Origin of the sequence: Paenibacillus xerothermodurans (genome assembly GCF_002220865.2) — a bacterium.
Classification (GTDB): domain Bacteria; phylum Bacillota; class Bacilli; order Paenibacillales; family NBRC-103111; genus Paenibacillus_S; species Paenibacillus_S xerothermodurans.
Map to the genome: position 1 here is coordinate 32,344 of NZ_NHRJ02000018.1, position 24,664 is coordinate 57,007.

The 24,664-nt window shown below is 51.8% G+C and carries 19 protein-coding genes and 1 other RNA gene; 15 read left to right on the forward strand and 5 right to left on the reverse strand.

Features of this window, described 5'->3' with window-relative positions; genetic code table 11:
* The 8 genes from gpmI to CBW46_RS19135 all read left to right on the forward strand — a co-directional run bounded on the left by gpmI (position 1) and on the right by CBW46_RS19135 (position 9,708).
* Positions 1–1,533, forward strand: a complete 1,533-nt coding sequence (gene gpmI / locus CBW46_RS19100; RefSeq protein WP_089201561.1) for a 2,3-bisphosphoglycerate-independent phosphoglycerate mutase — start codon at positions 1–3, stop codon at positions 1,531–1,533.
* A gap of 72 nt (positions 1,534–1,605) precedes the next feature.
* Positions 1,606–2,898 (forward strand): phosphopyruvate hydratase, encoded by a 1,293-nt coding sequence (gene eno, locus CBW46_RS19105; protein WP_089201562.1) that lies wholly within the window; start codon positions 1,606–1,608, stop codon positions 2,896–2,898.
* A gap of 222 nt (positions 2,899–3,120) precedes the next feature.
* Positions 3,121–3,831, forward strand: a complete 711-nt coding sequence (locus CBW46_RS19110) for a M50 family metallopeptidase (protein ID WP_089201563.1) — start codon at positions 3,121–3,123, stop codon at positions 3,829–3,831.
* Positions 3,832–4,080: 249 nt separating this feature from the next.
* The gene (gene secG / locus CBW46_RS19115; RefSeq protein WP_089201564.1) at positions 4,081–4,320 is read left to right on the forward strand and encodes a preprotein translocase subunit SecG; all 240 of its coding nucleotides are present in this window, start codon (positions 4,081–4,083) and stop codon (positions 4,318–4,320) included.
* Positions 4,321–4,820: 500 nt separating this feature from the next.
* Positions 4,821–7,334, forward strand: a complete 2,514-nt coding sequence (gene rnr, locus CBW46_RS19120) for a ribonuclease R (protein ID WP_089201565.1) — start codon at positions 4,821–4,823, stop codon at positions 7,332–7,334.
* 86 nt (positions 7,335–7,420) lie between these two features.
* A complete protein-coding gene (gene smpB / locus CBW46_RS19125; protein ID WP_089201566.1) occupies positions 7,421–7,900 on the forward strand; it encodes an SsrA-binding protein SmpB in 480 nt (159 codons plus the stop codon).
* A gap of 159 nt (positions 7,901–8,059) precedes the next feature.
* Positions 8,060–8,423, forward strand: a transfer-messenger RNA (tmRNA) gene (gene ssrA / locus CBW46_RS19130).
* A 133-nt stretch (positions 8,424–8,556) separates the two neighbouring features.
* The gene (locus CBW46_RS19135) at positions 8,557–9,708 is read left to right on the forward strand and encodes a YecA family protein (protein ID WP_089201567.1); all 1,152 of its coding nucleotides are present in this window, start codon (positions 8,557–8,559) and stop codon (positions 9,706–9,708) included.
* A 240-nt stretch (positions 9,709–9,948) separates the two neighbouring features.
* On the opposite strand, the gene CBW46_RS19140 is transcribed toward CBW46_RS19135, so the two are convergent.
* Positions 9,949–10,938 (reverse strand): sulfite oxidase, encoded by a 990-nt coding sequence (locus tag CBW46_RS19140; RefSeq protein ID WP_243633404.1) that lies wholly within the window; start codon positions 10,936–10,938, stop codon positions 9,949–9,951.
* A 382-nt stretch (positions 10,939–11,320) separates the two neighbouring features.
* Between CBW46_RS19140 and CBW46_RS19145 the strand changes: the two genes are divergently transcribed.
* The 7 genes from CBW46_RS19145 to CBW46_RS19175 all read left to right on the forward strand — a co-directional run bounded on the left by CBW46_RS19145 (position 11,321) and on the right by CBW46_RS19175 (position 19,064).
* Complete coding sequence (locus CBW46_RS19145) at positions 11,321–11,500, forward strand: hypothetical protein (RefSeq protein ID WP_089201568.1); 180 nt, start codon at positions 11,321–11,323, stop codon at positions 11,498–11,500.
* 262 nt (positions 11,501–11,762) lie between these two features.
* Complete coding sequence (locus CBW46_RS19150; RefSeq protein WP_089201569.1) at positions 11,763–13,229, forward strand: PTS mannitol transporter subunit IIBC; 1,467 nt, start codon at positions 11,763–11,765, stop codon at positions 13,227–13,229.
* A gap of 85 nt (positions 13,230–13,314) precedes the next feature.
* Positions 13,315–15,450, forward strand: a complete 2,136-nt coding sequence (locus CBW46_RS19155; RefSeq protein ID WP_165842375.1) for a BglG family transcription antiterminator — start codon at positions 13,315–13,317, stop codon at positions 15,448–15,450.
* A 7-nt stretch (positions 15,451–15,457) separates the two neighbouring features.
* Positions 15,458–15,898 carry a PTS mannitol transporter subunit IIA gene (locus tag CBW46_RS19160; RefSeq protein WP_089201571.1) on the forward strand — a complete coding sequence of 147 codons (441 nt, stop codon included), beginning with the start codon at positions 15,458–15,460 and terminating at the stop codon, positions 15,896–15,898.
* Positions 15,895–17,049 carry a mannitol-1-phosphate 5-dehydrogenase gene (locus CBW46_RS19165; protein WP_089201572.1) on the forward strand — a complete coding sequence of 385 codons (1,155 nt, stop codon included), beginning with the start codon at positions 15,895–15,897 and terminating at the stop codon, positions 17,047–17,049. Before CBW46_RS19160 ends, CBW46_RS19165 begins: the two co-directional genes overlap by 4 nt.
* Before the next feature lie 31 nt (positions 17,050–17,080).
* Positions 17,081–18,799, forward strand: a complete 1,719-nt coding sequence (gene ptsP, locus CBW46_RS19170) for a phosphoenolpyruvate--protein phosphotransferase (protein WP_089201573.1) — start codon at positions 17,081–17,083, stop codon at positions 18,797–18,799.
* Position 18,800: 1 nt separating this feature from the next.
* Complete coding sequence (locus CBW46_RS19175; protein ID WP_089201574.1) at positions 18,801–19,064, forward strand: HPr family phosphocarrier protein; 264 nt, start codon at positions 18,801–18,803, stop codon at positions 19,062–19,064.
* 281 nt (positions 19,065–19,345) lie between these two features.
* On the opposite strand, the gene pdxA is transcribed toward CBW46_RS19175, so the two are convergent.
* The 4 genes from pdxA to CBW46_RS19195 all read right to left on the reverse strand — a co-directional run bounded on the left by pdxA (position 19,346) and on the right by CBW46_RS19195 (position 24,660).
* A complete protein-coding gene (pdxA, locus tag CBW46_RS19180; RefSeq protein WP_089201575.1) occupies positions 19,346–20,344 on the reverse strand; it encodes a 4-hydroxythreonine-4-phosphate dehydrogenase PdxA in 999 nt (332 codons plus the stop codon).
* A complete protein-coding gene (locus CBW46_RS19185; RefSeq protein ID WP_089201576.1) occupies positions 20,337–21,647 on the reverse strand; it encodes a four-carbon acid sugar kinase family protein in 1,311 nt (436 codons plus the stop codon). The genes pdxA and CBW46_RS19185 overlap by 8 nt, the downstream gene beginning before the upstream one ends.
* An 84-nt stretch (positions 21,648–21,731) precedes the next feature.
* Positions 21,732–22,691 carry a 2-keto-3-deoxygluconate permease gene (locus CBW46_RS19190; RefSeq protein ID WP_089201577.1) on the reverse strand — a complete coding sequence of 320 codons (960 nt, stop codon included), beginning with the start codon at positions 22,689–22,691 and terminating at the stop codon, positions 21,732–21,734.
* Between the two features lie 133 nt (positions 22,692–22,824).
* The gene (locus CBW46_RS19195) at positions 22,825–24,660 is read right to left on the reverse strand and encodes a sigma-54-dependent Fis family transcriptional regulator (protein WP_089201578.1); all 1,836 of its coding nucleotides are present in this window, start codon (positions 24,658–24,660) and stop codon (positions 22,825–22,827) included.
* Between the last annotated feature and the right edge of the window lie 4 nt (positions 24,661–24,664).

Sequence of the window (24,664 nt, forward strand, 5' to 3'; positions counted from 1 at the left end):
ATGGCCACACCAAAACCGGTAGCATTGATTATACTGGACGGCTTCGGCCTTCGCGGCGAGACCGTTGGTAACGCGGTAGCACAGGCGTTCAAACCGAACTTTGACCGGTACTGGGCGGAATATCCCCACACAACTTTGACGGCTTCCGGTGAGGCAGTGGGGCTGCCCGAGGGCCAAATGGGTAATTCAGAAGTGGGCCATTTGAATATCGGCGCCGGACGCACCGTGTATCAGGATTTAACACGTATCTCCAAATCCATCCGGGATGGCGAATTTTTCGAGAATGAGACGATTCTCGGTGCCATACGCCATGCGAAAAACGCAGGAAAAAAACTGCACCTGTACGGGCTGCTGTCTGACGGCGGAGTACATAGTCATATAGCCCACTTGTTTGCGCTGTTGGAAGTGTGCAAGAAGGAGCAGTTCACGGAAGTGTACATTCACGCGTTCCTGGACGGCCGCGATGTCGCGCCGGACAGCGCTAAGGCTTACATGTCTGACCTGCTGGCCAAGATCGACGAGATTGGGGTAGGGAAGCTCGCAACAGTCCAAGGGCGTTATTATGCCATGGACCGGGATAGCCGATGGGAACGGACGGAAAAGTCCTATCGTGCGATGGTATATGGCGAGGGTCCGCAATATAACGATCCGATGAAGGCAATCGTCGAATCGTACGAGAAGTCGGTGTTCGACGAGTTCGTAATGCCTACAGTGATAGTGGAAGCTGACGGCTCGCCCGTGGGTTTGGTGGAATCCGGAGACGCAGTTGTCTTTTTCAACTTCCGACCGGACCGCGCCATCCAGCTGTCTCAGGTGTTCACGAACAATGATTTCCGTGGCTTCGAACGCGGCGAGAAGGCTCCCACTAATCTGCATTTTGTCTGTCTGACGCTTTTCAGCGAGTCTGTTGACGGTTATGTCGCGTATAAGCCAAAGAACTTAGACAACACGTTAGGTGAAGTGCTCGTTCAGAATAACTTGAAGCAGCTGCGTATTGCAGAGACGGAGAAGTATCCCCACGTTACTTTCTTTTTCAGCGGCGGCCGCGATGTTGAACTTGAGGGTGAAACCCGTATTCTCATCAATTCACCGAAGGTAGCCACTTACGATCTCAAGCCTGAAATGAGTGCGTATGAAGTCGCGGAGGCGGCAGTGGCTGAAATCGAAGCAGAGCGGCAGGATGTGATTATACTTAACTTTGCCAACCCCGACATGGTAGGCCACTCCGGTCTGCTGGAGCCCACGGTAAAAGCCGTGGAAGCAACAGATGCTTGCCTAGGCAAAGTAGTGGATGCCGTGTTGGCTAAAGGCGGCGTCGCGCTGATCACAGCGGACCACGGTAACGCCGACCTGGTCACCAATGAGGACGGAAGCCGTAATACGGCGCACACGACGAATCCGGTTCCTTTTATTCTCACGTCCAAAAATGTTACACTGAGAAATGACGGAATTTTGGCGGATATTGCTCCGACCATTCTGAAGCTGTTGGCAGTGCCGCAGCCGGAAGAGATGACGGGAACCGCATTGATCTAAGCCTGACGGATGGACCGTTTCTAAGGTCTGTCACCCGGCGAACTTAACAAAAGATGAAGGAGTGTTTGTGTCATGACAATGATTACTAATATCTACGCTCGCGAAGTATTGGATTCCCGCGGTAATCCGACTGTAGAAGTGGAAGTGTTCCTTGAGTCCGGCGCAAAAGGCCGCGGCATTGTGCCTTCAGGCGCATCGACCGGCGCATACGAGGCTGTAGAGCTGCGCGACAATGATAAGTCCCGTTACCTAGGCAAGGGAGTTACCAAAGCCGTAGAGAACGTGAACGATATTATCGCTCCTGAGCTGATCGGGTATGACGCATTGGATCAAGTTGCGATCGACAACAAAATGATCGAGTTGGACGGTACGCCGAACAAAGCCAGACTGGGAGCGAATGCAATTCTGGCGGTTTCCGTAGCGGTTGCCAGCGCGGCCGCCACAGCTCTGGATGTGCCTCTCTATGTTTACTTGGGCGGATTTAATGCGAAGCAGCTGCCGGTTCCTATGATGAACATCATTAATGGCGGCGCGCACGCGGACAACAACGTAGACGTACAGGAGTTCATGATTTTGCCTGTTGGTGCTCCTAGCTTCAAAGAAGCTCTTCGCACCGGTGCCGAGATCTTCCACAGCTTGAAATCCGTATTGAAAGACAAAGGGTTGAACACAGCCGTGGGTGACGAAGGTGGCTTCGCGCCAAACTTGGGCTCCAACGAAGAAGCTATCACAACGATCCTAACTGCGATTGAACGTGCAGGCTACAAGCCAGGAGTTGACGTGTTCCTGGGTATGGACGTGGCTTCCACTGAGTTTTACAAGGATGGCAAATACCACTTGGAAGGCGAAGGGAAGTCCTTCACTTCCGCTGAGTTCGTTGACTTCTTAGCCGGTTGGGTGGAAAAGTATCCTATCATCTCCATCGAAGATGGCTGCTCCGAGGATGATTGGGAGGGCTGGAAGCTGCTCACCGAGAAATTGGGTAACAAAGTGCAGCTGGTTGGCGACGATCTGTTCGTGACAAACACCGTGCGTTTGGCACAAGGTATCGAGGGCAGAATCGCAAACTCGCTTCTGGTTAAGGTGAACCAAATCGGTACGCTGACAGAAACCTTCGACGCAATCCAAATGGCTAATCGTGCAGGCTACACCGCTGTTGTCTCTCACCGTTCCGGAGAGAGCGAAGATGTGACCATCGCGGACATTGCGGTTGCTACTAACGCAGGCCAAATCAAAACCGGTGCGCCGTCCCGCACGGACCGTGTCGCGAAGTACAACCAGCTGCTTCGCATCGAGGACCAACTGGGAGACAGTGCACAGTATCTGGGCAAAAAAGCGTTCTTCAACCTGAGAGACTTTAAATAGCAGCAGTATGTGGTGGGTAAGCCCACTGTAGACTGTTTTCACATGGTGGTGGTAGCCTATACCGCCACCTTTTTATGTCCGGGATATGCAATCGGCCTGCGCCACAGTTACTATGGAGGATGGCCTATGGGCGTTAAGGGAACAGCCAGCTGTTCACGTACTCACGCGCACTGCTGCCGTGCCCAGCTGGCAGAGCTCACATATCCAGTAGGAGGGATCTGAATGAATTGGGTGAAAACTGCATTGTTTCTCATCGGGTCGGCTGTGCTGACCCGATTGATCCCTTTTTCCTCGTTTTTTCGCAGTCTGGATACGATGGTCCATGAATTCGGCCACGCGCTGGTCACGTTGGCGCTGTCAGGACAGGTTATGTATATCGAGCTCTTCGCTAACCATAGCGGTTTGACGTATACGCGGGTAATGAACAACTGGAGCCAGATTCCGATCTCTCTGTCCGGGTACATCACGGCTTCGTTGTTTGCCGTATTTTTATTCAAGCTGCGTGCCCGCGACAAACACCGGTTAGGACTACAGCTTATCACATTGGTGGCGACTATATCGCTGGTTTTATTCGTCCGCAATGAATATGGGATGATGTGGTTGATCGGATTTATTCTGTTGAACATCATTATGTTGGCGCTGATGCCCCGTTGGTTGAGCAGCGGTTACTATCTGCTGCTTGCATTTCTTACGTTAGAGGAATCGGTGTTGGGCCCGATCTCGCTGATTGTTTACGCATGGGAAAATCCTGCCGCTGCCGGTGATGCCACTAATTTGGCGGAGCTTACGGCGATGCCGGCAATTGCTTGGGCGGTTTTGTTCACGTTGTTTGCACTGGGCTGCGCAAAAAGTGCGATCCAGGCATTGTCGGGCGGGAGAAAACGGACGCGCACGCCTAATCCGGCAATGCAATACGACCGGCGCATAGAGTGAACGGTGCATCAGATACAGCACGGCTATTGGTGGGGCGCTTGTCGCGATATTGTTGTGAATCCACTGGCTCGCTTGAGTTTCGCTGCAGCGCAAGCAGACCAATTCTACTAGACCGGTGACTACCCTGCGCCGCAAGCATAGATTGCCAGTAGGAAGGCTTCATGTTATAATATGATTACTGTCTATTTTACGATTTAAGGTCATGGCGGCCTTTGTTTTTACGGGAGATCTTTTGCAGGAGGTGGAAACATGGAAGTTGTTTTGAAAATCATACTAGTGATAGCTTCTCTGGGTTTGATTGCGGTCGTACTACTTCAACAAGGGAAAAGCGCAGGGTTATCCGGTGCCATCTCCGGTGGTGCGGAGCATCTGTTCGGTAAGCAAAAGGCGCGCGGTCTGGAACTATTTTTGGCACGTTTAACTATGGGATTGGCAGTCGCATTCTTCGTTCTTTCGCTTGTGGTTGCTTACTTCGTGCAGCAAACTTAAAAACCTCGAACAATGCAGCAGGGCAATGCAGCTCCTGCTGTTTTTTTGTGCCAGATGGAGGAGGGCGCGGCGGGGTGCGTTGACAGCGGATCAGCCTGTCCGGCACGTTTCCCAGCACGGACAAGCCTGTCCCGCACGTTGCACCAGCACTAGCTTGGTTGGAGAATCCTGGCAATGCATTCCGGTTAACGGCGGCTTGTTGGAGAAGCCGAGTTAGGACCTGGAAGGTGCAGCGGCGTTGAAGCTCGGACAAGCGCGATGGAGCGCCAGTATGCCAACAGATGACCACGCCGCTGCCAGTGAGCAAGCATATCATACTAATAACATCCCTCAGATGTCAGCCAGCCGCTGGCAACGGCGAAGGACCTGGCGAGCCGGTAGACACGGGGTAGAAACTTGCGTTGGCAGAAATAAAGCGTGCAGCAGATAGCACGCCAGTGTTTTCCCAAACCAAAAATGGGTAAAACTATAGATAGGTTGTAAAGAAGGAGGGTGAGATTATGATACAACGCGATGATATATTGGATTTTATGAGAGAAACGGCATATAAACCGATGACATATCAAGAGTTGGAAAAACATTTTCAAATTGACAGCGCTCAGGATTTCAAGGATTTTCTAAAACTGTTGAACACATTAGAAAATGAGGGTCATATTTTAAGAACACGCAACGAGCGTTACGGTGTGCCGGAACGGATGAATTTGCTGCGCGGAAAGCTGCAGGCTCACGCAAAAGGATTTGGGTTTCTTATTCCTGAGGACCGTGACCATCCGGACGTGTACATACACGCCAATGATATGGCTGGAGCCATGAACGGAGACACCATTTTGGTGCGTATTACGGCTAAAAGTGCTGGCGGCGGTAGAATGGAGGGCGAAGTCGTACGTGTTGTGAGTCGCGCGAATAAGGAAATCGTCGGCTTATTTCAGATGAATGAAGGCTACGCTTTTGTGATTCCCGATGACAAGCGCGTCGTGCGGGATGTTTTTGTTCCTAAAGAAGCATTCAATGGAGCAATGGATGGGCACAAAGTGGTCGTCCGTATTGTGACATATCCGGAGGGCCGTGCGGCTGCTGAAGGGGAAGTCATTGAAATTTTGGGGCACAAGAACGATCCGGGTGTGGATATCATCTCCATTATACGTAAACACCAACTGCCGGAGTCTTTCCCCGAAGAAGTCTTGGAGGAAGCACAGGCGGTCCCTGAGACCATTTCGGCAGCTGACTTGGTTGGCCGTCGGGATTTGCGGAAAAAACGCATTGTCACTATTGACGGTGAGGATGCAAAGGATTTGGACGATGCTGTAAATGTGGAACGGCTCGAGAACGGCAATTACCTGTTGGGCGTGCACATTGCCGATGTGAGTTATTATGTGACGGAAGGTTCGGCGTTGGACCGTGAGGCATATAACCGCGGGTGCAGCGCGTATTTAGTCGACCGGGTGATTCCTATGCTTCCGCACCGACTGTCCAACGGCATCTGCTCTTTGAATCCACGGGTGGATCGGCTGACCATGTCCTGTGAGATGGAGTTCGACCAGAACGCTAACGTGGTGCGTCACGATGTTTTCACAAGTGTAATCAACACCACTGAGCGCATGACCTATAACAACGTTCGTAAGCTTTTATCAGATGAGGCGGAGCCGGAGTTGCTGGAGCGCTATGAGCATCTAATGGATGATTTCCGTGCGATGAAGGAGCTTGCAATGAAGCTGCGCGGGCGCAGAATGAAGCGCGGTGCGATTGACTTTGACTTTCAGGAAGCCAAAATTTTGGTGGATGAAAGCGGCAAGCCCACGGGCATTGTGAAAAGGGAGCGCTCCAGCGCGGAGCAAATCATCGAGGAGTTCATGTTGGTCGCAAACGAGACGGTCGCTGAGCATTTTCATTGGCTGAAAGTGCCGTTCTTGTATCGCGTTCATGAGGATCCTGATTCTGAAAAGCTGATGCACTTCATGGAATTCATCACTAATTTCGGTTATGTGGTGCGCGGCAAAGGGAACACCGTTCATCCAAGGGCGCTGCAGACGCTATTGGACGAGATCAAGGGCACGAAGGAAGAAACCGTCATCAGTACGGTGATGCTTCGTTCCATGAAACAGGCGAAATATGACGCGCAAAATACGGGACATTTTGGACTCGCGGCGGAATTTTATTCTCATTTTACATCTCCGATACGCCGTTATCCGGATTTGATCATACATCGCGTAATACGTGAAGTGTTGGAAAAAGGGTTAATGCACGACGAGAAACGACACGAATATCTGTCCGCGCGAATGGATGACATTGCTAAACAATCGTCTGAGCGCGAGCGTGTGGCCGTTGATGCGGAGCGGGAAACCGAGGCTTTGAAAAAGGCGGAGTTCATGCAGGATAAGGTCGGCGAGGAATTTGACGGCATCATCAGCAGTGTCACGAGCTTCGGTATCTTCGTAGAATTGGATAATACGGTGGAAGGCCTGATTCGCTTAAGTGATATGCATGACGATTATTATCATTATCATGAGGCGCAGCATGCTTTGATCGGGGAGCGCACATCGAGAATTTATCGCTTGGGCGATGAAGTGAAGGTACGTGTAGCCCGCGTTAGCACGGAGGAGCACACGATTGATTTTGAGCTCGTGGATATGAAACCACGGCGGCAGAAGGTAAGCTTGGTGGACGCGCTGGGTGCAGTGCGCCGCGGGAAAAAGGGCGGCCGCGGAGCGCGGGGTCAGCGGGAGCGGACCGCAACAGCGGGCGGACGGCGCGGTGCAGCCGGTGCTGCCGGCCGTGCTGTGGCAGGCGCCAAGACCGCAGCCGGCGCCAAGAGCGCGGCCGGAGCCAAACGCGCCGCCGCCGGCACGGCGAGCCGGGCCGGAGCGCGTAAGGGCGCGGCGGCAACCGGAGCCGGAGCCGCGAGGGGCACCGGCGTCGAGGCCGCCAAGGCGCGCGGGCTTGAAGCGGGCGCCGCAACAGGTGCACGCGCAGGCGCCGGAGGACGGCGGCGCAAGAAGAAGCTGGCGAAAAAGTAACGCCAGCGCTTGCTTCGAAGGGATGGAGTTGGTAAAATAAACTCCAGTCCCTTTTTCGGGTGTTATGGGGAAGGAGTGACGGTTGCATGAGTAAGAAAGCCGACGGCAAAGTTCTTGCGCAGAACAAGAAGGCTTCACACGACTATTTTATCGAAGACACCTATGAATGCGGCTTGGTATTAACGGGCACGGAGATTAAATCTTTGCGTCTCGGTCGCGCAAATATCGGTGATGCATTCGCAACCATCCGCAACGGGGAAGCGTTCGTGCATAACATTCATATCAGTCCGTTCGAACAGGGAAACCGTTTTAATCCCACAGATCCCACACGCGCACGCAAGCTGCTGCTGAAGAAGGCGGAAATTCGCAAGCTGCTTGGCCTAGCCAAGCAGGAAGGTTACACGCTGGTGCCGCTAAAGATTTATGTGCGTAACGGCTTTGCCAAGCTGCTTTTGGGCTTAGGCAAAGGGAAAAAGCAATATGACAAGCGCGCAACGGCAGCCAAACGCGATGCTCAGCGGGATATTCAACGGGCAATGCGCGAAAAGCAAAAGATCGCCAGGTAGGTTACACCAGATGTGCCACACGGTGGCGGCGCTTCCATGAACTAACCCTGCAATTAGTGCGGAAGTATGCTATACTGAAAGGGCATCAAGGATAAACTTTTTTTCATAACCTTTTGTTTTATAGAGCTTCCCGACTAGCCACCGGGAGCTCTTCTATGCGGGGACGTTCTTGGATTCGACGGGGATAGTTCGAGCATGGGTAGCGGGTAGTGGGGACGCGACCACTTCATCAACGCTAAAGCCTATTAAATGGCAAACAACAACAATCTTACGCTTTCGCAGCTTAATAACCTGTGAGCGTGCTTCTACCTTCCATCGCCCATGTGGCGGGATAGGGGCTCAACTTTAGTGGGATACGCTGTCTAGTCTCCGCCTGGGGCTAGCTGAAGAAGACAATCAGGCTGACCCAACGCACAGCCGGTTACGGGGCGATGCTCGGGTGACATCAAAACTGTGACTACACTCGTAGAAGCCTATGTGGCGTTATCTTCGGACAGGGGTTCGACTCCCCTCGTCTCCATAAAAAATGAGAAAGCACTGACCTAACGGTCGGTGCTTTTTGATAATAGTAATACCGAAGGTTATCTATTTCATAGATTGCATGGGATAAGATACAATATAATCATATCGATTGAGGAAAGCAAAGGGGAGTGTCAATGGATTTCGCAAAAAGGTTAGACGAATTGAACGTCGGACATGCGATAAAAGGTGAGGTTTTAACCAAGCTGAAGGATATCCTTCCCGTCCTTACAAAGGCACGGTTGAGCTTTCTTGCTGCTAATTATCAGCTGCCTGGACGCTCGAAGATGAAGAAGCTGGAGCTTGCAGATGCGTTGTACCAACACTTGACGGATGTCAATGTGCTACGAAATGCCATACTTCTTGCAGAATCAGAAGAGTGGGAAATAGTACATAGGCTTCTAAAAGCACCTTATGTCCAAGATAACACTATATTTCCGGGAATGTATTTATTTTTGATGGATAAAGGCTTAGTGTACTCTTTTTATAAAGAAGCGAACCTTTTCATCTTAATCCCTGAGGAGATCAAGGAAGCATATGGTAAGTTGCCTCTGAAGGCTTTCCGTGAAGAACGTGATCGTTTACAGCTAATTCTTCAATATATCAATGCGTCGGCCAATTTATACGGAATCTGTCCATTGGCCAAGGTTATCGAAATTTTCAATATACAAAATGAGCGTCCATTAACTGAAGCCGAGCTATACGGGGCGTACACGAAGATTACAAGCAGGGCTCGAACGTGGTATTTTGAACGCGGAAATGTAATCAATGATTATTTCGGTTACGAAGCTGAGGATGAAATGGAGTTGCTTTTGGAGCAAGTTAAGGACAAACCTTACTATATTCCAGACAAGCAAGAGCTGCTAAAATATGCGGATTCAGGTTATTTTGAAAAGACTCCTCAGTTGAATAGATTGCAAGAATATGTTTCGCAGCATTTATGCAAGGATGAAACGCTTGTAGATGATCTCGTGGATGATATTCAACTTGCTTGCTCTATGGAAGACTCTTTAGATGCAATCATCTATGAATTTCAACGAAGGAGTATTAGCTTCACAAAAAGAGAGCAATTGCAGGCAATTTTACCGTTGATTATGGATGTTTATAATCACACCCGGATTTGGTCTAATCGTGGACATACACCTGCCGAACTAGGCTCGGGCTTCAGTCAGTCAAAAAACAAAAACAACGTTATATATCTTGGCCAGCAAGCAGTGTCTTCCAAAGTTGGCAGGAATGACCCCTGCCCTTGCGGGAGCGGTAAGAAGTATAAGAAATGCTGTGGCTAGGTGGCGCGAGCAGGTCAGGTGAGATCAAAACTGTAACCACACTCGTAGACGTTTATGTGGCGTTATCTTGGGACAGGGGTTCAACTCCCCTCGTGTCCATACAGGCACAGGCACAAAAGCCACCGAACCAACTGGGCCAGTGACTTTCATTCTGCTGAATTAAAGGAAGTCACCGCTAGTTTTTCACGAGCTTGCTCAACGATAACTCAGACGGAACGTCTGTTATTTTTGCGCGTGGCTTCACTGCACCTTCACATTCACCGTTGCTACCGCGTTGTAGCCGTATCCTTTGGTATTCCAATGTGCTTCGAGGGGCTGTGCGTTGCCAGCTGAGTCGAGCGCTCTGGACATAATCTTATAGACTCCTGTTTGTGTGGCATGCCAAGCGTATGACCAAACAGACCATCCATAAGGATGCTCAGGCGTTGATTGCAGGCTCGCCGTGTGCCATGAATGCCCACCATTCACACTGATCTCTGCGGCGGTGACTGCCCCAATGCCTGACCAAGCGAGCCCGTGAATTCGATGCACTCCAGTGTTCACTCTGCCCCAATCCAGAGGATACTGAATAATAGAATTAACTCTCATGTGTGTGACCGGCGTGCCGCTATCGCTTTCTTCATCGGGGTAGTACACGTAATCCACTGTTTGAAAAGGCCCTTGGAACGTGTGATCGATCACGGTGATCTTTTGCAGCCACTTGACTGACGCCATCGCATACCATTGCGGCACAATGAGCCGCAGCGGATACCCATGCTTGTAAGGAATCGGTTTTCCGTTATATGCGTAAGCGATAATCGTGTCTGGGTGAAGGGCCTTTTCCAGCGGAAGGCTTCTGGCGTACAGAAAATGTCCTTTCATATTCGTGCGCGTGCCGAAATCATAGCCATCGAAAACCACTTCGACAGCAGTTTTTTTCACGCCTGTGAACGCCAGTAAACTTCTCAAAGGCACCCCTTGCCAGACACCTTCGCTGATCGCCCCCTCTTTCCACTGCTCGCCGAACACTTTGGGCTCGAAATACGATCGTTTGTTGCCGGCGCATTCCAGAACCACCTGTAATGTTTTTGCAGGCAGACTGAGCAGGTCATGATATTGGAAAACGGCTGGCTGATGCACCTCTCCGACAACGGGGAGAGCAAAGGCTTTTTTAGATACATATTGATAGGCAAAATGATTTCGACGGTACATCAAATGGTCAGGCGTGATATGGTTTTTTATAAAATGCACAGGGGACTCTTGATTTTCGGGGACAAGGCTTCTCGTGGTAAGAGAGGGCGAAGGAGAAAACAGAGCCTGCTTCAATCGACACCACCACCGTATTTAAAATGTAAAATAAATCGTTTCACATTTATCAATATGTGATTCTTAGCGGCTGAATGCCACGTGGATGTAGAACTGCGGTGCAGAGAACAGGGGGGCAGCCTTCCATCGCTGACAAAATAAGAGGATCGGGGAGGATGTTTCCGAATACCCGGCGCTCAGTGAGGCTGATTCAAGCTCAGCCCAATTTATCTCAACCAAGGCAGCCAGAGACGGTTTTCCAATGCAAATTGTGTTCTGCTATACTTATAAAAGACCGATGGGGAATGACGTACAGGGAGATGACTGAATGAATTACACGGAAATGCTAGGACGTCGAAGTGAAATTTTGCAACGCCACATTGGGAATTTGATCAACAAAGAGAATCAGTTTGGATTGACGAAGCAGGAAAACAATTTTTTTCAAGCTATGGTGAAAGAGTATCATCGCAATAAATATGAGCTGCAAGCCAGCAGAAAACAATCTTAAATGCACTCATGCCAGAGTATTCGAACAGGGTTCGACCACAGGGTCGGACTCTTTTTTTTCATATCGGCGCGGAGGCATCCTTGCCGGCTCTTTCTAAGTCTAAGTGGCAAAGGCAACTTCTTAAATCATGTCAACAGCGCCATAGACAAAATCGGCTTTTCATTTGGTTGTTATAACGCACGGTTTGTTTTAGGATGAACTCAAGGGCTGCTAGTCACAGTCCGAATAAAGAAAGCGATTTTATGCAGGGGAGGGAACCCACATGGAACAAGTTCAAAGCAATTCTGCACCCGGGGGTATTCGTGTTGGGGTTCAAAAGTTTGGCCGGTTCCTCAGCGGTATGGTGATGCCGAATATCGGCGCGTTTATCGCATGGGGGATTGTGACGGCACTGTTCATCCCTACAGGACGGCTGCCAAATGAACATTTAGCCAGATTGGTCGAACCGACCATAACATATTTGCTTCCGTTATTGATCGCGTACACCGGCGGTACGATGGTGCACAAACAGCGCGGTGGGGTAATAGGCGCTTTGATGACGATAGGCATTATCGTCGGTACCGACATCCCCATGTTCATGGGAGCGATGATTTGCGGGCCTTTGGCCGCATGGGTTTTGAAGCAATTTGACAAATCGATTGAAGGCAAAGTGAAATCCGGCTTTGAAATGCTGGTAAATAACTTCTCATTGGGTATCATAGGTGCCATACTCACTGTAATCTCTTATGTCGGTGTTGGTCCCATCATTCAGCAGCTCACCAGATGGTTGTCAGCTGGAGTAGAGTTCATGGTAAGCCACAACCTGATTCCGCTGGCCAACATTATCATTGAACCGGCTAAGATTTTGTTCCTGAACAACGCGATCAACCATGGAGTGCTAAGTCCGATCGCATTGGACCAAGCGTCAAGAACGGGCCATTCCATCCTGTTCATGATGGAATCCAATCCAGGTCCGGGCCTTGGCATCCTGCTCGCTTACATCATCTTAGGGCGCGGCACAGCGAAGCAGTCCGCTCCGGGCGCAGCAATCATTCACTTTTTCGGCGGTATTCACGAAATATACTTCCCGTACATCCTGATGAATCCGCGTTTGATCCTTGCTGCAATTGCAGGTGGAGTGGCCGGTACCTTCACGTTTGCGTTGTTTGGAGCGGGCTTGGTAGCGCCGCCATCTCCGGGCAGTATCTTCGCTTACGCTGCTATGGCGCCGCGAGGCGGGCTGCTTGCAGCATTTAGCGGTGTCGCAGTAGCAACTGTCGCATCGTTTGTTGTGGCTGCGGTCCTTCTCAAGACAACTAAAAAGGGCGCGGAAGATGAAGCAGATCTGGAGCAGGCTTCTGCCAAAATGAAAGAGATGAAAGCAGCAGGCGGTGCTACCGCGACGAAGGAAGCGGCGGCCACAGCGGAAGTGCAAGCTGCTGGTACGAATGCCACGGAAGTGGGTAAAGGAAAAGCGGAGGTACGCAAAATTGTGTTCTCCTGTGACGCGGGTATGGGCTCAAGTGCTATGGGAGCGTCCATCCTACGTAAGAAAATGAAAGCTGCAGGCTCCGACATTACGGTTATTAATACGGCGATAAGCGAAATTCCGAGCGATGCGGACATTGTCATCACCCATAAATCACTGACCGACCGGGCGAAGCTTCAAGCACCGAAGGCAGAGCATATCTCCATAGATAACTTCTTGAAGAGTCCGGAGTATGACACATTAGTAGAACGACTCACTTAAAATCGACCTCACAGCTAAAGGCTGCTGACGCCGGCGTCTATCGCCGGCGTTGGGGCCATTCTAATGTTATAGGCAGGTTATGTGTATGAATGCATCTAACAGGACACGCCAAATATTGGAGTTGTTGCTTAGGAGCGATCGGGAATTGACTGCCGCTGAGATCGCATCGGAACTACGGGTAAGCGCTAGAACGGTGCATCGTGAATTGCCGGCGGTCGAAGTACTGTTGAGTACACAAGGTATTGAGCTGCAGAAAAAAGCGGGCTTGGGCATCCGGCTCGCCGGGGACGAGGTCGCGTTGGAGACGCTGCGCCGAATTGTCGCCACTTCGGAAGACGTTGAGTTTTCGCCTGACGAGAGACAGTTGTACCTGCTATGCAGACTGTTAGACAATGACGAGCCGCTAAAGCTTTTCACGCTGGCTCACGACTTCAAGGTGACCGTGTCCACCGTGAGCGGTGATTTGGATGAACTTACTCAGTGGTTGCAAAAATTCGGCATATCCTTGATTCGGCGAAGAGGATACGGCGTTCAGCTGTCCGGCGAGGAGGCCGATCTGCGTGACAGCATTCGGCGGCTGATCAAACTTAGGTTAGATGATACTGAGCTTATCACAGCCCGGGATGAAGACACCATGCATCCGCTGGACCGCCAGTTGTTCGAGCTCGCGGGCAAGGCGCATATGGCTGCTGTGGAGGACGTTCTATGGCGTTGGGAGGAACATTGGACCGGTCGATTGAGTGAGTCCGCTTATACCGACTTGCTGATCCGGCTTTCCATCGCGCTGGCCCGGATCCGGGCAGGAAAGACCGTGTCGGCGGACCTCGGGCTGTTGCGAGGTGGCAGTGAGACGCCGCGCACTGCGGCTGAACCAGCTGCGGGTGGGGCGCGCCAGAGGATCGGCGGTGACGATGACAGCAGTCGGGACGAGCAGCCCGCACGACGGCTGGCGGATATGTTGTCCGAGCGTTTGCACCTCAACTTCTCTGCAGCGGAGACGGGTTATCTTGCACGGCTTCTTAGCGCGGCCAGGGCCAACGATCTGTCCGCTCTGCCAGGCGATGATCTGGCATTGGCGGACACGGTCCGTGCGCTAATACGGAAGGTGCAAAGCACAACGGGAGTGGACTATAGCGAAGACCGCTCCCTACGCGAGGGTTTGTTCCAACACATGAAGGAAGCCTTAAGGCGGTTGGCAGACGGGCTGATCATCCGTAATCCGCTGTTGGATCAGATCAAAAAGGATTACGTCAGCCTGTTCGCCGCGGTTCGGGAGGCGGTGAATCGTGAACTACCGGATGTGGATGTGCCGGATGAGGAAATCGGGTTTCTCGTTATGCATTTTGGCGCGTCGTTGGAGAGGCTCAAGCAGCTGCGCCGCGATGTGCGAGCCATTCTTGTATGTACGAGCGGAATCGGCTCCTCAAAGATGCTGCAAATGCGGCTCAGTAAAGAACTGCCGCGGATTGAGATCGTGGATCGCGTTTCTTGGTACGAAGCTGTCAGGATACCGGCAAATAACTACGATCTGATTATATCGACAGTGGATTTGCCCATCGATTCCACGCAATATGTCAAAGTTAGTCCGCTTTTGACACAACCCGAAACCGAAAGGGTGCGGTCATTCATAAGAGAGCGCGTGGACCGCAGCCGCCCTGCTGCAGCCAGCACGACCGACAAGGGGCCGGCACCGCCCGCCTTCACGAGCTTGCTCAGTCTCAAGACGACACTCGATGAGATTGTGAATCTGATAGAGCAATTCGAGGTCGTCCAGCTTAGGGAGCGTGGCGGTGAACTGCCGGTTATATTGCAGGAAGCCTGCCAGCACGAGTCTCACAGGGGTACTCTCTCAGACGCAACTTCTGTCACTGAACGGCTGTTGACACGCGAGCAAAACGGCAGCCAGCTGCTTCCGGGCACGGATCTTGCCTTGTTTCATGCTCGCAGTCCGGAAGTGAGACGCCCGAGCCTCGTTTTATACCAGCTGGCGGAACCCGTGGAAGTCGGCACGGAGCCGTCCGCTCAATTAAGTCAATTTCTGCTGATGCTGGCCCCTGAGCGATTACCAAGAGAAATTCTCGAGGTACTTAGCGAAGTGAGCGGCATGCTGTTGGACGCTGAGATGATCTCGTTGCTTGAGGCTGGCGATGAATCTGCAATTCGCAATTACTTGACGCTAAATTTGAAAACATTTTTCCTTAATAAGACAGAAAGTGAGTGAGAACACGATGAGTATACTTTCCACAGACAAAGTGAAATTGAATGCAAACGTGAAGGATAAACACGAGGCGATTCGTATGGCGGGCCAGTTGTTGGTAGACGCAGGACATGCAGAACCAAGTTACATTGAGAGCATGATCGAGCGTGAAAACTCTCTTTCCACGTACATGGGCGGAGGCCTTGCAATACCGCACGGCACCAGCGAATCCAAGGGAACGATTAAATCAACCGGACTTTCTATCGTACAGCTGCCACAAGGCGTAGATTTCGGGGAGGGCAATGTAGCCCATCTGGTTATCGGGATCGCAGCGGTCGGAGACGACCACTTGGATATCCTGACGAACGTAGCTATGGTTTGCTCGGATGATGACAGCCTGGAGCGGATTTTGAAAGCTTCGACTCCGGAAGAAATGATCGAAATATTCAAAAGCGGGATGGAAGAACAATGAAGGCTGTACATTTCGGAGCGGGAAACATTGGCAGAGGTTTTATCGGGTTGCTGCTTTCACAATCCGGCTATGACGTTATTTTCTCCGACGTGAACCAGACGCTGGTCGGCGCGTTGCGTGAACGCGGTGAGTACACGGTCACCTTGGCAGGTGACGACCAGGAACAGCTGCACGTGACCGGCGTAACCGCCATCGATGGAACAGATGGTGACGCCGTGGCTGCCGCTGTTGCTGAGGCCGATTTGGTTACAACGGCTGTCGGCGTGAACATTTTGAAGCATATCGCAGCTGGCATAGCACGGGGTATTGAACGCCGTCTAGCCGCTGGTGCTGAACCGCTTCATATCATCGCCTGCGAGAACGCCATAGGCGGCAGCAGTCAGTTGAAGGAGCATGTTTACGCTCATCTGGGCGAGGAAGCTAAGGCGAAAGCTGCTGGTATCATCGCTTTTCCTAATGCGGCGGTAGACCGAATTGTCCCGATCCAGCACAATGATGATCCGCTTGCAGTTACCGTAGAGCCGTTTTATGAGTGGGTAGTAGACGCATCTGCCATGCTGGAAGGCTACAAACCGGTGCAGGGTGTGCATTATGTGAATGATCTGACTCCCTACATTGAGCGGAAGCTGTTTACCGTGAACACCGGACATTGCGCGGCCGCTTACATTGGCAGCTCACGGGGATACGGCACCATTCAACAGGCGATGGCTGATGACAGCATTGTGGATGACGTAAAGGCGACTTTGAACGAAACCGGAGCTGTACTCGTGGGGCGTTATGGTTTTGACCCGGACGAGCATAGCAGGTATATTGCAAAAATCATCGGCCGTTTCCGCAATCCTCATCTAACTGATGAAGTGGCACGTGTTGGCAGGTCGCCAATCCGCAAACTGTCACCAAATGACCGGCTTGTGAAGCCGGCTTTGCAAGCACATGATATGGGCATCGAACCGAAACATTTGGCTAAGGTGATGGCGGCGGCGCTTCATTTTGCTAACCCGGACGATCCGGAAGCTGTCGAACTGCAGCAGTCGATTATAGAAAAAGGAGTCGGGCGGACAGTGACGGAGTACACCTCCATTGCCGACGGACACCCGGTGCATCGTCTCATTTTGGATTATTATGCAGGCATGACTGCCCCGCGCAGTTAAACAACTCAGCGCACAGAGAGGAGAGAACAACATGGCTAACACATTCACTGGTGTCGCTGCATCTCCCGGCATTGCCATTGCGAGAGCTTTCCGGTTTGCCAACGTGGAGTATACCCCGGAAAGACAGATTATTGCCGACGCCGAAGCGGAAACGGCCCGGTTTCGTTCGGCGATTGAAACAGCTAAAAATGAGATCGAAGAAATACGTCAGCTGACGGAGCAAAGATTGGGCGCACAGAAGGCTGAAATTTTTGAAGCGCATCTATTTCTGCTGGAAGACCCGGATCTTGTCGATGCGGTAGTAGATAAAATCTCTGATGAGAAAGTAAACGCGGAGTACGCATTGCGTGAAGTGACAGCTGCGGTGGTCGAAATGCTGCTCGAGCTCGACAACGAGATGGTTCGTGAACGGGCCGCGGATGTCAAAGACGTATCCGGACGGGTGATGAGTCACCTGACAGGGAAACCATACGCGACGCTATCCGGCATTTCCGAGGAAACGATCATCTTCGCGGAGGACCTGACTCCTTCGGATACCGCGCAGCTCGATCTCAATTATATTCGTGGCTTCGTAACTGAAATCGGCAGCCGCACGTCACACTCTGCTATCATGGCCCGTTCGCTGGAGATCCCCGCGATAGTGGGTGCTGGAACGATGTTAGCCTCGGTGCCGGACGGAGCCTTGGTGATTCTTGATGCAGCGGAAGGCAAAGTGCTAGTGGATCCTTCGGAGCAGGTGTTGGCGGAGTACCGCGAAAAGAAGGCTCGCTACGACGAGCGCAGAGAGCAGTTGAAGCGGTTGGCGGTGCAGCCTTCGTTGACCGCGGACGGCGAGCATTTGGAGCTTGCCGCGAACATCGGCAGCGTGGAGGACCTTGCAAAGGTACTGGAAAACGGTGCGGACGGTATAGGCCTGTTCCGAACGGAGTTTCTGTACATGGGGCGGAGCTCGTTCCCGACAGAAGAAGAGCAGTACCGTATTTATAAGCATGTGCTTGAAAAATTAAATGGCAAACGTGTCGTAATCCGCACATTGGATATCGGCGGTGATAAGGAGCTGCCTTATCTGGAGCTGCCAAAGGAGAGCAATCCGTTCCTCGGGCTGCGTGCGCTGCGGTTGTGTCTGCAGCGTGAGGATCTGTTCCGTACGCAGCTGCGCGCGTTGCTCAGGGCCAGTACAGCGGGTAAACTTAACATCATGTTCCCGATGATCGCGGTGCTGAGCGAATTGCGTGAAGCGAAGCGAATCCTCGCGGAGGAACGGGAGAAGCTGCAGCAGGAAGGCATCCCGGTGTCCGATTCCATCGAAGTGGGCATGATGATCGAAATTCCTGCGGCGGCGCTCAGCGCGGATCATTTTGCCAAGGAAGTGGATTTCTTCAGTATCGGTACTAACGATCTCATCCAATATACGATGGCGGCGGACCGCATGAATGAATCCGTGGCTTACTTATATCAGCCGTATAATCCTTCCATACTCAGGCTCGTCCACATGGTCATCAAAGCTGGGCAGAGGGCAGGCATATGGACCGGTATGTGCGGTGAAATGGCGGGCGACCAAACGGCTATTCCATTGCTGCTTGGCATGGGACTGCACGAATTCAGCATGAGTGCCGGTTCCGTACTGCCCGCACGCGAGCTTGTGTCCCGTCTGTCCAGAAAAGAATGGGCCGAACTGGCGGAAGAAGCGTTAGCTATGGGCACTCAGGAAGAAGTTAAACAATTCGTGGAACAAAGGAGTACGACATAAAATGCTATCAGAAACTTTCACTGTCATTCATCCATCAGGTTTTCATGCGCGTCCTACTAAGCTGTTCGTCCATGCTGCGACGCAGTTCCCTTGCAAAGTCAGCCTGATCAAAGGCACGAAAAAAATCAACGGCAAAAGCTCGCTCGGCGTACTGGCCCTTGGTTTGGCAAAAGGCGACGAAGTAACGCTTGAAGTCGATGGAGAGCGTGAAGACGAAGCACTGCGTGAGCTGGGCGCCATGCTGACGCAGATCTTTGAAGAGTAGGCACTCAGGGTGTGTTTGGCGCTATGGCGACGCGGATCCACAAGGAGTAGGCATCCAACTGGGCGTCATGCTGACACAGCTACTCACGAGTAGGCATTCGGTGCAGTTGGCGCCACATGCACGTGAGTGGAAACAAAACACCCCCGGCGGGTCCTCTCCTGCCGGGGGTGTTTCGCGTGTCGTCAGCGCTCTTGCACACCGCGTGTCAGCGCCCAACGACTAGAAAGGAGTCCCCCATGAGCAGAGGGGAACTCCCGCTTTGCATACGTATTTGGCTGCTATTACTCTTCCCGCTTGGGCGCTAATTCAACGGCCTGGCGCAGGGCTTCCTTCATGCTCTGCTCGTCCGCGATGCCTTTACCGGCGATGTCGAAGGCGGTGCCGTGGTCGACGCTGGTGCGGATGATGGGCAAGCCCACAGTGATATTGACTCCGGCTTCCAGACCAAGCACTTTGATCGGTCCGTGGCCTTGGTCATGGTACATAGCGACCACGATGTCGAAATCGCCGCGCGTTGCACGGAAGAACAATGTATCGGCAGGCAGGGGGCCCACCGCTTGAATGCCCTCTGCTTGAGCCTGCTCCACAGCAGGTACGATTTTTTCCTCTTCTTCTCCATAACCAAACAGTCCGTTTTCACCTGCGTGCGGATTAATTCCGCACACGGCAATTTTAGGGGACTCGAAGCCCGCTTTTTGCAGCGTTTCGTGGGCCATACGTATCACTTTATACACACGTTCCGGATTGATCATTTTTACGGCATCAAGAATACCGACATGAGTCGTAACATGAATCACCTTTAACTTCGGTGCGGAAAGCATCATGGAAAAGTCCTTGGTTCCCGTCAAATCAGCCAAAATTTCCGTATGCCCCGGATAAATATGACCGCCTTTGTGCAATGCTTCCTTATTCAGCGGAGCGGTGCAAATCGCATCGATTTCGCCCACGTTGGCAAGCTCGATTGCTTTCTTCAGGTAGCTGAATGCCGCATGGCCGGCTTCAGCCGAAACCTGCCCGATCGGCAGATCGGCAGGAACTAAATTTAAATCCAGACAGTCTACGGTACCATGTTGAAACTGAGCTTCCTGTACCGACGCAATGTTGTGCACGCGCAGTCCGGTCTGGACGACACGCTCGGCTCTCTCCAATATTTTGCTATCCCCGATGACAAAAGGTCTGCAGGACTGATACACGTCAGTGTCCCGCAAGGATTTCATAATGATTTCAGGGCCCACACCTGCGGCGTCTCCCATGGTAATGCCTACGATTGGTCTATTCATTCGAAGATTCTCCCTTCAAAACATGTTGAGCATGAAGCAGGCTTTGTTCATTGCCGAATGCCCCGGCTTTTGTTACCACCCACAAAGGCATTTTGCCAATAAGCTTCCCGAGTGGGATGCCTGGCTCTATTTCTTCGAGCAGTTGAATGCCGGTTACTCCCAGATGTCTGCAAACTGCTTTTGCCGTGTCGCCGCCGGTCAATATGACTCCTTGCAATTGTACCTGTTGCACGATGCTGGAAGCAATTTCGCCCAGCGTATTCGCGATACGATTCGACACCTCGGTATCATCCAAGCCCCTGTCAGCGCCTGCGGACTTAGACAATTGAACTTGCTCCGGGGAGGAGCTGGCATACAGTGATACGTCCGATCCCCGTGAGAGTGCCTTCAGCAGCACTGCTTGACAGCGTGCAATCTCTTGCAGGCGGCCTTCCTCCGTCGAGATCATTCGAACCGCGTCTAACTCCACGGCCGTTACATTGGAATTCAAGTTAAAAGCGGCAACCTGACTTCGTGTTACTTTTGAAATACTTCCGGCAGCGAGAAGTACCGGCTTCCCGGATAAAGTCATCTCATGCCGAGTATCGCTTCGTGATGGCAAAGATAGCGCCTTGGGAAGATAATCTGCAATTCCTGCCGAGCCCGCCCAAAGTATCTTGTAATCGCTTGTGGCCATCATTTCGGCAATCTGACGCATATCGTCCTCGGTCACCGCATCGAATACAATCAGCTCAATTTGCTCCTTCAGCAGTGCATTAATTCGGGCAAAAACCGCCTCGGGGCCGGAATGAAGCTGATCTAAAGCAATCAGCCCGACCTTCCGCCGTGACTGGGAGGCGAACAGGTCTACCAGATTCGATTGTTTCACTGGGCATTTCGGATCTTGCGCAATCTCCGTTTGATGGATGGGCAGCCCGTTCAAGGAATGAACGCCGTGCAGGGTGGTGCGGCCGATTTTGGGAAAAGCCGGTGCCACCACTGCGAAATCAAATGGAATTTCATCCATGACAGCATCAATCTCAGCCCCCAAATTACCGCGTAAAGTAGAATCCATCTTTTTGTAGAAATGCTGGAAACCGGCTCTATACACTTGACTCGCGGTATCCCTAACCCTGCGGTAAGCATCCTGCGGGGCATCAGCGCGGCTGTCCGTATCCACCACCACAGCGTCTATGTCTCCGGTCTCGGCAGCGAAATAACTCAAGTCAAATATCACCTGGGTAGCCAGGCACTTTCTAGCAAATTGTACGCCCGAGTCGGAAGCCCCGGTCAAGTCATCTGCAATGATCGCGATGTGATTCATCTGTTGGTTACCTCCGTGTCATTTATTCGCTCGAAGGACTACAAAGGTCCCGGAGTCTGTTCCGGGACGGGTGGTGAATTCTACTTATACAATTTGGCTTTTGACGCCGATTCTTTTAGCCCACCAAGCCGTGACAATCGGCACTAGGATTGATGTTACGATTACACAAGAAGCTACTAAGGCTGTCGCGGATGGTACTAGGGGAGCGTAGGCTGCGTTGGCGGCAGCGACCGCAGCAGGCACGCCGACTGCGTTACCCGCGGTGGACGCCGCAGACAAACCGGCGATACCATTGCCACCGATCAAGCGGTCGATCAATAGGAGAGACAAGCCTGTGATCAGAACTACCGATGCTCCGAGCAATACGCCTAGAAAGCCAGCCTTCCACACGTTTTGCAGGTTAAGTCCGGCACCCAACGCGAAAGCGAAGAAAGGAACTAGAACTGGAACCGCTTTAGCAAGAAACTCACGCATGTCCTTGTCAAGGTTACCGAGGATCATTCCAACGATAAGTGGCAGCACTGCGCCTACGAAGGTTTGCCATGGGAACGCTGCCAATCCAGCCACGCCAAGAGTAATCATGGTGAAGAACGGCCCGGATTCCAAACTCATAACAGAATAAGCTCCGACATCTTCCTTTTTACCGAATTGACCCATCAGAGCCATGTACAGTCCGCCGTTGGTGTCATTCATCGCTGCCACAATCGCGAGCACGGAGATGCCCGCGAAAAAGCCGCTGCTAATCATGCCGTTACCGAGAAATTGCGCAGCAATAAAACCGATGCCCATCGCCGTCAAGATTTTCGTGCCCAGCAGGGTGCCCCCCTTTTTCAGAATGTAAGGGGTTGCCTTGAAGTTAATCGTTGCCCCCATACATACATAAAAGACTGCCAATATCGGTAATGCTCCCGTCATAAGGGCACCTGTGAATGAACCGAATGTTTTTCCCATGTCAGGAAATAAGGTGGTGATTATGGCTCCCAAGAGCAGCGGCACGATCATCATGCCGCCAGGAATTCGTTCGATCGATGCTTTGATTCTCATAGCGGATCCCTCCTAGCGGTATTAAGCGGTTCCATGTTAATAATTGTTATAAATTGCAACAGTGGTTTACAATGAAACCGCTTATACGCCTATTATAATGGAGCGGTGAGTGGGTCCACAATACTACATATGTTTAATTTTGCAACATATTTTTTAGTTTTCGCCACAATGTAGACCTGTTTATGCCCAATCTTTTGGCAGTTTTCGACTGATTCATCCCTTCATTCTGCAAAATTTCCAACAAAACCCGACGTTCTATTTGGTCCCATGTACCTGATAGATTAATTACGGAATTATGGTTGGATGCTTCCATTTGCAACGTGTCCTTCACTTTCAGCCAGCCTTCCTTTGCTTCTTTCGGACCTAAGTAATGACCGGTAGTGAAGGCTAGCATAGTTTCCAGAACGATCGTCAGCTGCTTGACATTGCCCGGCCACAGCCTTTGCATGAGATCATCATCGAGCACCTCTTGCCGGACACCAACGATTTGTTTGCCATGCTGAGAATTGTAGTCGGCGATAAGCACGCGGGCTATATCCCCAATGTCTTCAAGACGGTCACGCAACGGCGGCACAACGAAGCTGGAATCAGTAAACAAATGAGCGAATTCAGGGTGTACTTCTTCTTTTTTGATCAGCGTTTTTCTGGGCAGAAGAGAGGTCACAATTAACCGCGGTGCGATGCCCGCTTGTATAGCTTCAAGCAGACGCTGCTGAAGCTGCGAGCTAACATGTTGAATCTGCTGCAAACAGATCGTTCCGACGGATTCCGCATAGAGCAGGCCGGGTTCACTATCACTGCCGAATAAGAGGGACTCTTGCTCTATATCCGTCAACTGGTGGCACGGGAGGACATACAACGAGTCGCTTTTGTGCGGGCTGGCAGAGTGTATGGCTTGTGTGAATAAATGCTTGCCGGTGCCTGCTTCTCCCGCAATCCACACAGGTTTCTCGGTAGCGGCCAGTGCCGCCGCACGTTTGATCGCCTGGCGGATGACGACGCTCGAACCAATGATTTGTCCAAAGGTTCCGATGCGGTCGGTCACTTCAAAGTTGCTAGAGAAACGGTTTTTAGCTTTCTCCTCCAAAGGATACATATATATTAGAAAAGTACGGTCCTCTGTCGCACCAGGGGCGATGATCTCAATATGAAGCTGACGGTTATTGAACCATTTGGTTTTTCTGACAGGGAGGGCGGCATCGAGGGCGGCCTCTTCCAAATACCGCTCCCAGATCGGCTCGATGCCTGCGAGAGACATTCCTGCCATCGCGCCGGCTTCGTAGCCCAGCAGCAGTGCAGCGGCGGGATTTGCGTAGCGGAGTACACCTTGGCTGTCCGCCACCAGCACGCCGGTCCGCTGATGTTCGAGAATATGGCCAAACAAAGGCTCATTTTTCCTGGCTTTCATCACAACTTCATGGATGCGCTCCACCTCGGACAGTGCCTCAAGCACAGATTCCTGACCGGATGTAATGAGAATGCCGTTATAGCCCATTTCCTGTGCGGTACTAACGGTGACGACGTCTCCGAGTACCAAGGTCGCTCCATGTTTAAAAGCTTTCTGCAGCGTGGCAGGAACCTCGGCCGCGCGTTCAATCGAATAAATGGGAATTTCGAAGTCCAAGACGCTGAGAACGGCGGCTGCCCCCCGACATATGTTGGGAAAGCCGATAACTGCGACTTTACTGTTCGAGTTTTTCACGAGAGTAAGCACGCGTAAGATATCGTACCCCGACACGGGGATATCGACCACGGGTGTGGAAACCCGCTCCCGGATGACGTTTGAGGTGCCTCCGCGGCTCATTATAATGTCATACGATTGCGCCTTGGCGCTCGCCACGATCGGTATGGCTTTTTTCAAATCAGCTACTTCAATATCAATCTCGAATCTTGCATCTTCTTTGGAGACCTGCTGCAACAGATCTTTTAACCCCGGATATGGGGCGATCGCTAATACTTTTATTTTCATCTGC

What these genes read in the sequence shown, in the direction of transcription:
- eno (WP_089201562.1), top strand. Translation starts at nt 1,606, where the DNA reads ATGACAATGATTACTAATATCTACGCTCGCGAAGTATTGGATTCCCGC.
- CBW46_RS19185 (WP_089201576.1), bottom strand. Translation starts at nt 21,647, where the DNA reads ATGAATCACATCGCGATCATTGCAGATGACTTGACCGGGGCTTCCGAC.
- CBW46_RS19160 (WP_089201571.1), top strand. Translation starts at nt 15,458, where the DNA reads ATGAGTATACTTTCCACAGACAAAGTGAAATTGAATGCAAACGTGAAG.
- CBW46_RS19155 (WP_165842375.1), top strand. Translation starts at nt 13,315, where the DNA reads ATGAATGCATCTAACAGGACACGCCAAATATTGGAGTTGTTGCTTAGG.
- smpB (WP_089201566.1), top strand. Translation starts at nt 7,421, where the DNA reads ATGAGTAAGAAAGCCGACGGCAAAGTTCTTGCGCAGAACAAGAAGGCT.
- CBW46_RS19150 (WP_089201569.1), top strand. Translation starts at nt 11,763, where the DNA reads ATGGAACAAGTTCAAAGCAATTCTGCACCCGGGGGTATTCGTGTTGGG.
- CBW46_RS19175 (WP_089201574.1), top strand. Translation starts at nt 18,801, where the DNA reads ATGCTATCAGAAACTTTCACTGTCATTCATCCATCAGGTTTTCATGCG.
- secG (WP_089201564.1), top strand. Translation starts at nt 4,081, where the DNA reads ATGGAAGTTGTTTTGAAAATCATACTAGTGATAGCTTCTCTGGGTTTG.
- CBW46_RS19135 (WP_089201567.1), top strand. Translation starts at nt 8,557, where the DNA reads ATGGATTTCGCAAAAAGGTTAGACGAATTGAACGTCGGACATGCGATA.
- pdxA (WP_089201575.1), bottom strand. Translation starts at nt 20,344, where the DNA reads ATGAATAGACCAATCGTAGGCATTACCATGGGAGACGCCGCAGGTGTG.
- CBW46_RS19190 (WP_089201577.1), bottom strand. Translation starts at nt 22,691, where the DNA reads ATGAGAATCAAAGCATCGATCGAACGAATTCCTGGCGGCATGATGATC.
- CBW46_RS19145 (WP_089201568.1), top strand. Translation starts at nt 11,321, where the DNA reads ATGAATTACACGGAAATGCTAGGACGTCGAAGTGAAATTTTGCAACGC.
- CBW46_RS19110 (WP_089201563.1), top strand. Translation starts at nt 3,121, where the DNA reads ATGAATTGGGTGAAAACTGCATTGTTTCTCATCGGGTCGGCTGTGCTG.
- ptsP (WP_089201573.1), top strand. Translation starts at nt 17,081, where the DNA reads ATGGCTAACACATTCACTGGTGTCGCTGCATCTCCCGGCATTGCCATT.
- rnr (WP_089201565.1), top strand. Translation starts at nt 4,821, where the DNA reads ATGATACAACGCGATGATATATTGGATTTTATGAGAGAAACGGCATAT.
- CBW46_RS19195 (WP_089201578.1), bottom strand. Translation starts at nt 24,660, where the DNA reads ATGAAAATAAAAGTATTAGCGATCGCCCCATATCCGGGGTTAAAAGAT.
- gpmI (WP_089201561.1), top strand. Translation starts at nt 1, where the DNA reads ATGGCCACACCAAAACCGGTAGCATTGATTATACTGGACGGCTTCGGC.
- CBW46_RS19165 (WP_089201572.1), top strand. Translation starts at nt 15,895, where the DNA reads ATGAAGGCTGTACATTTCGGAGCGGGAAACATTGGCAGAGGTTTTATC.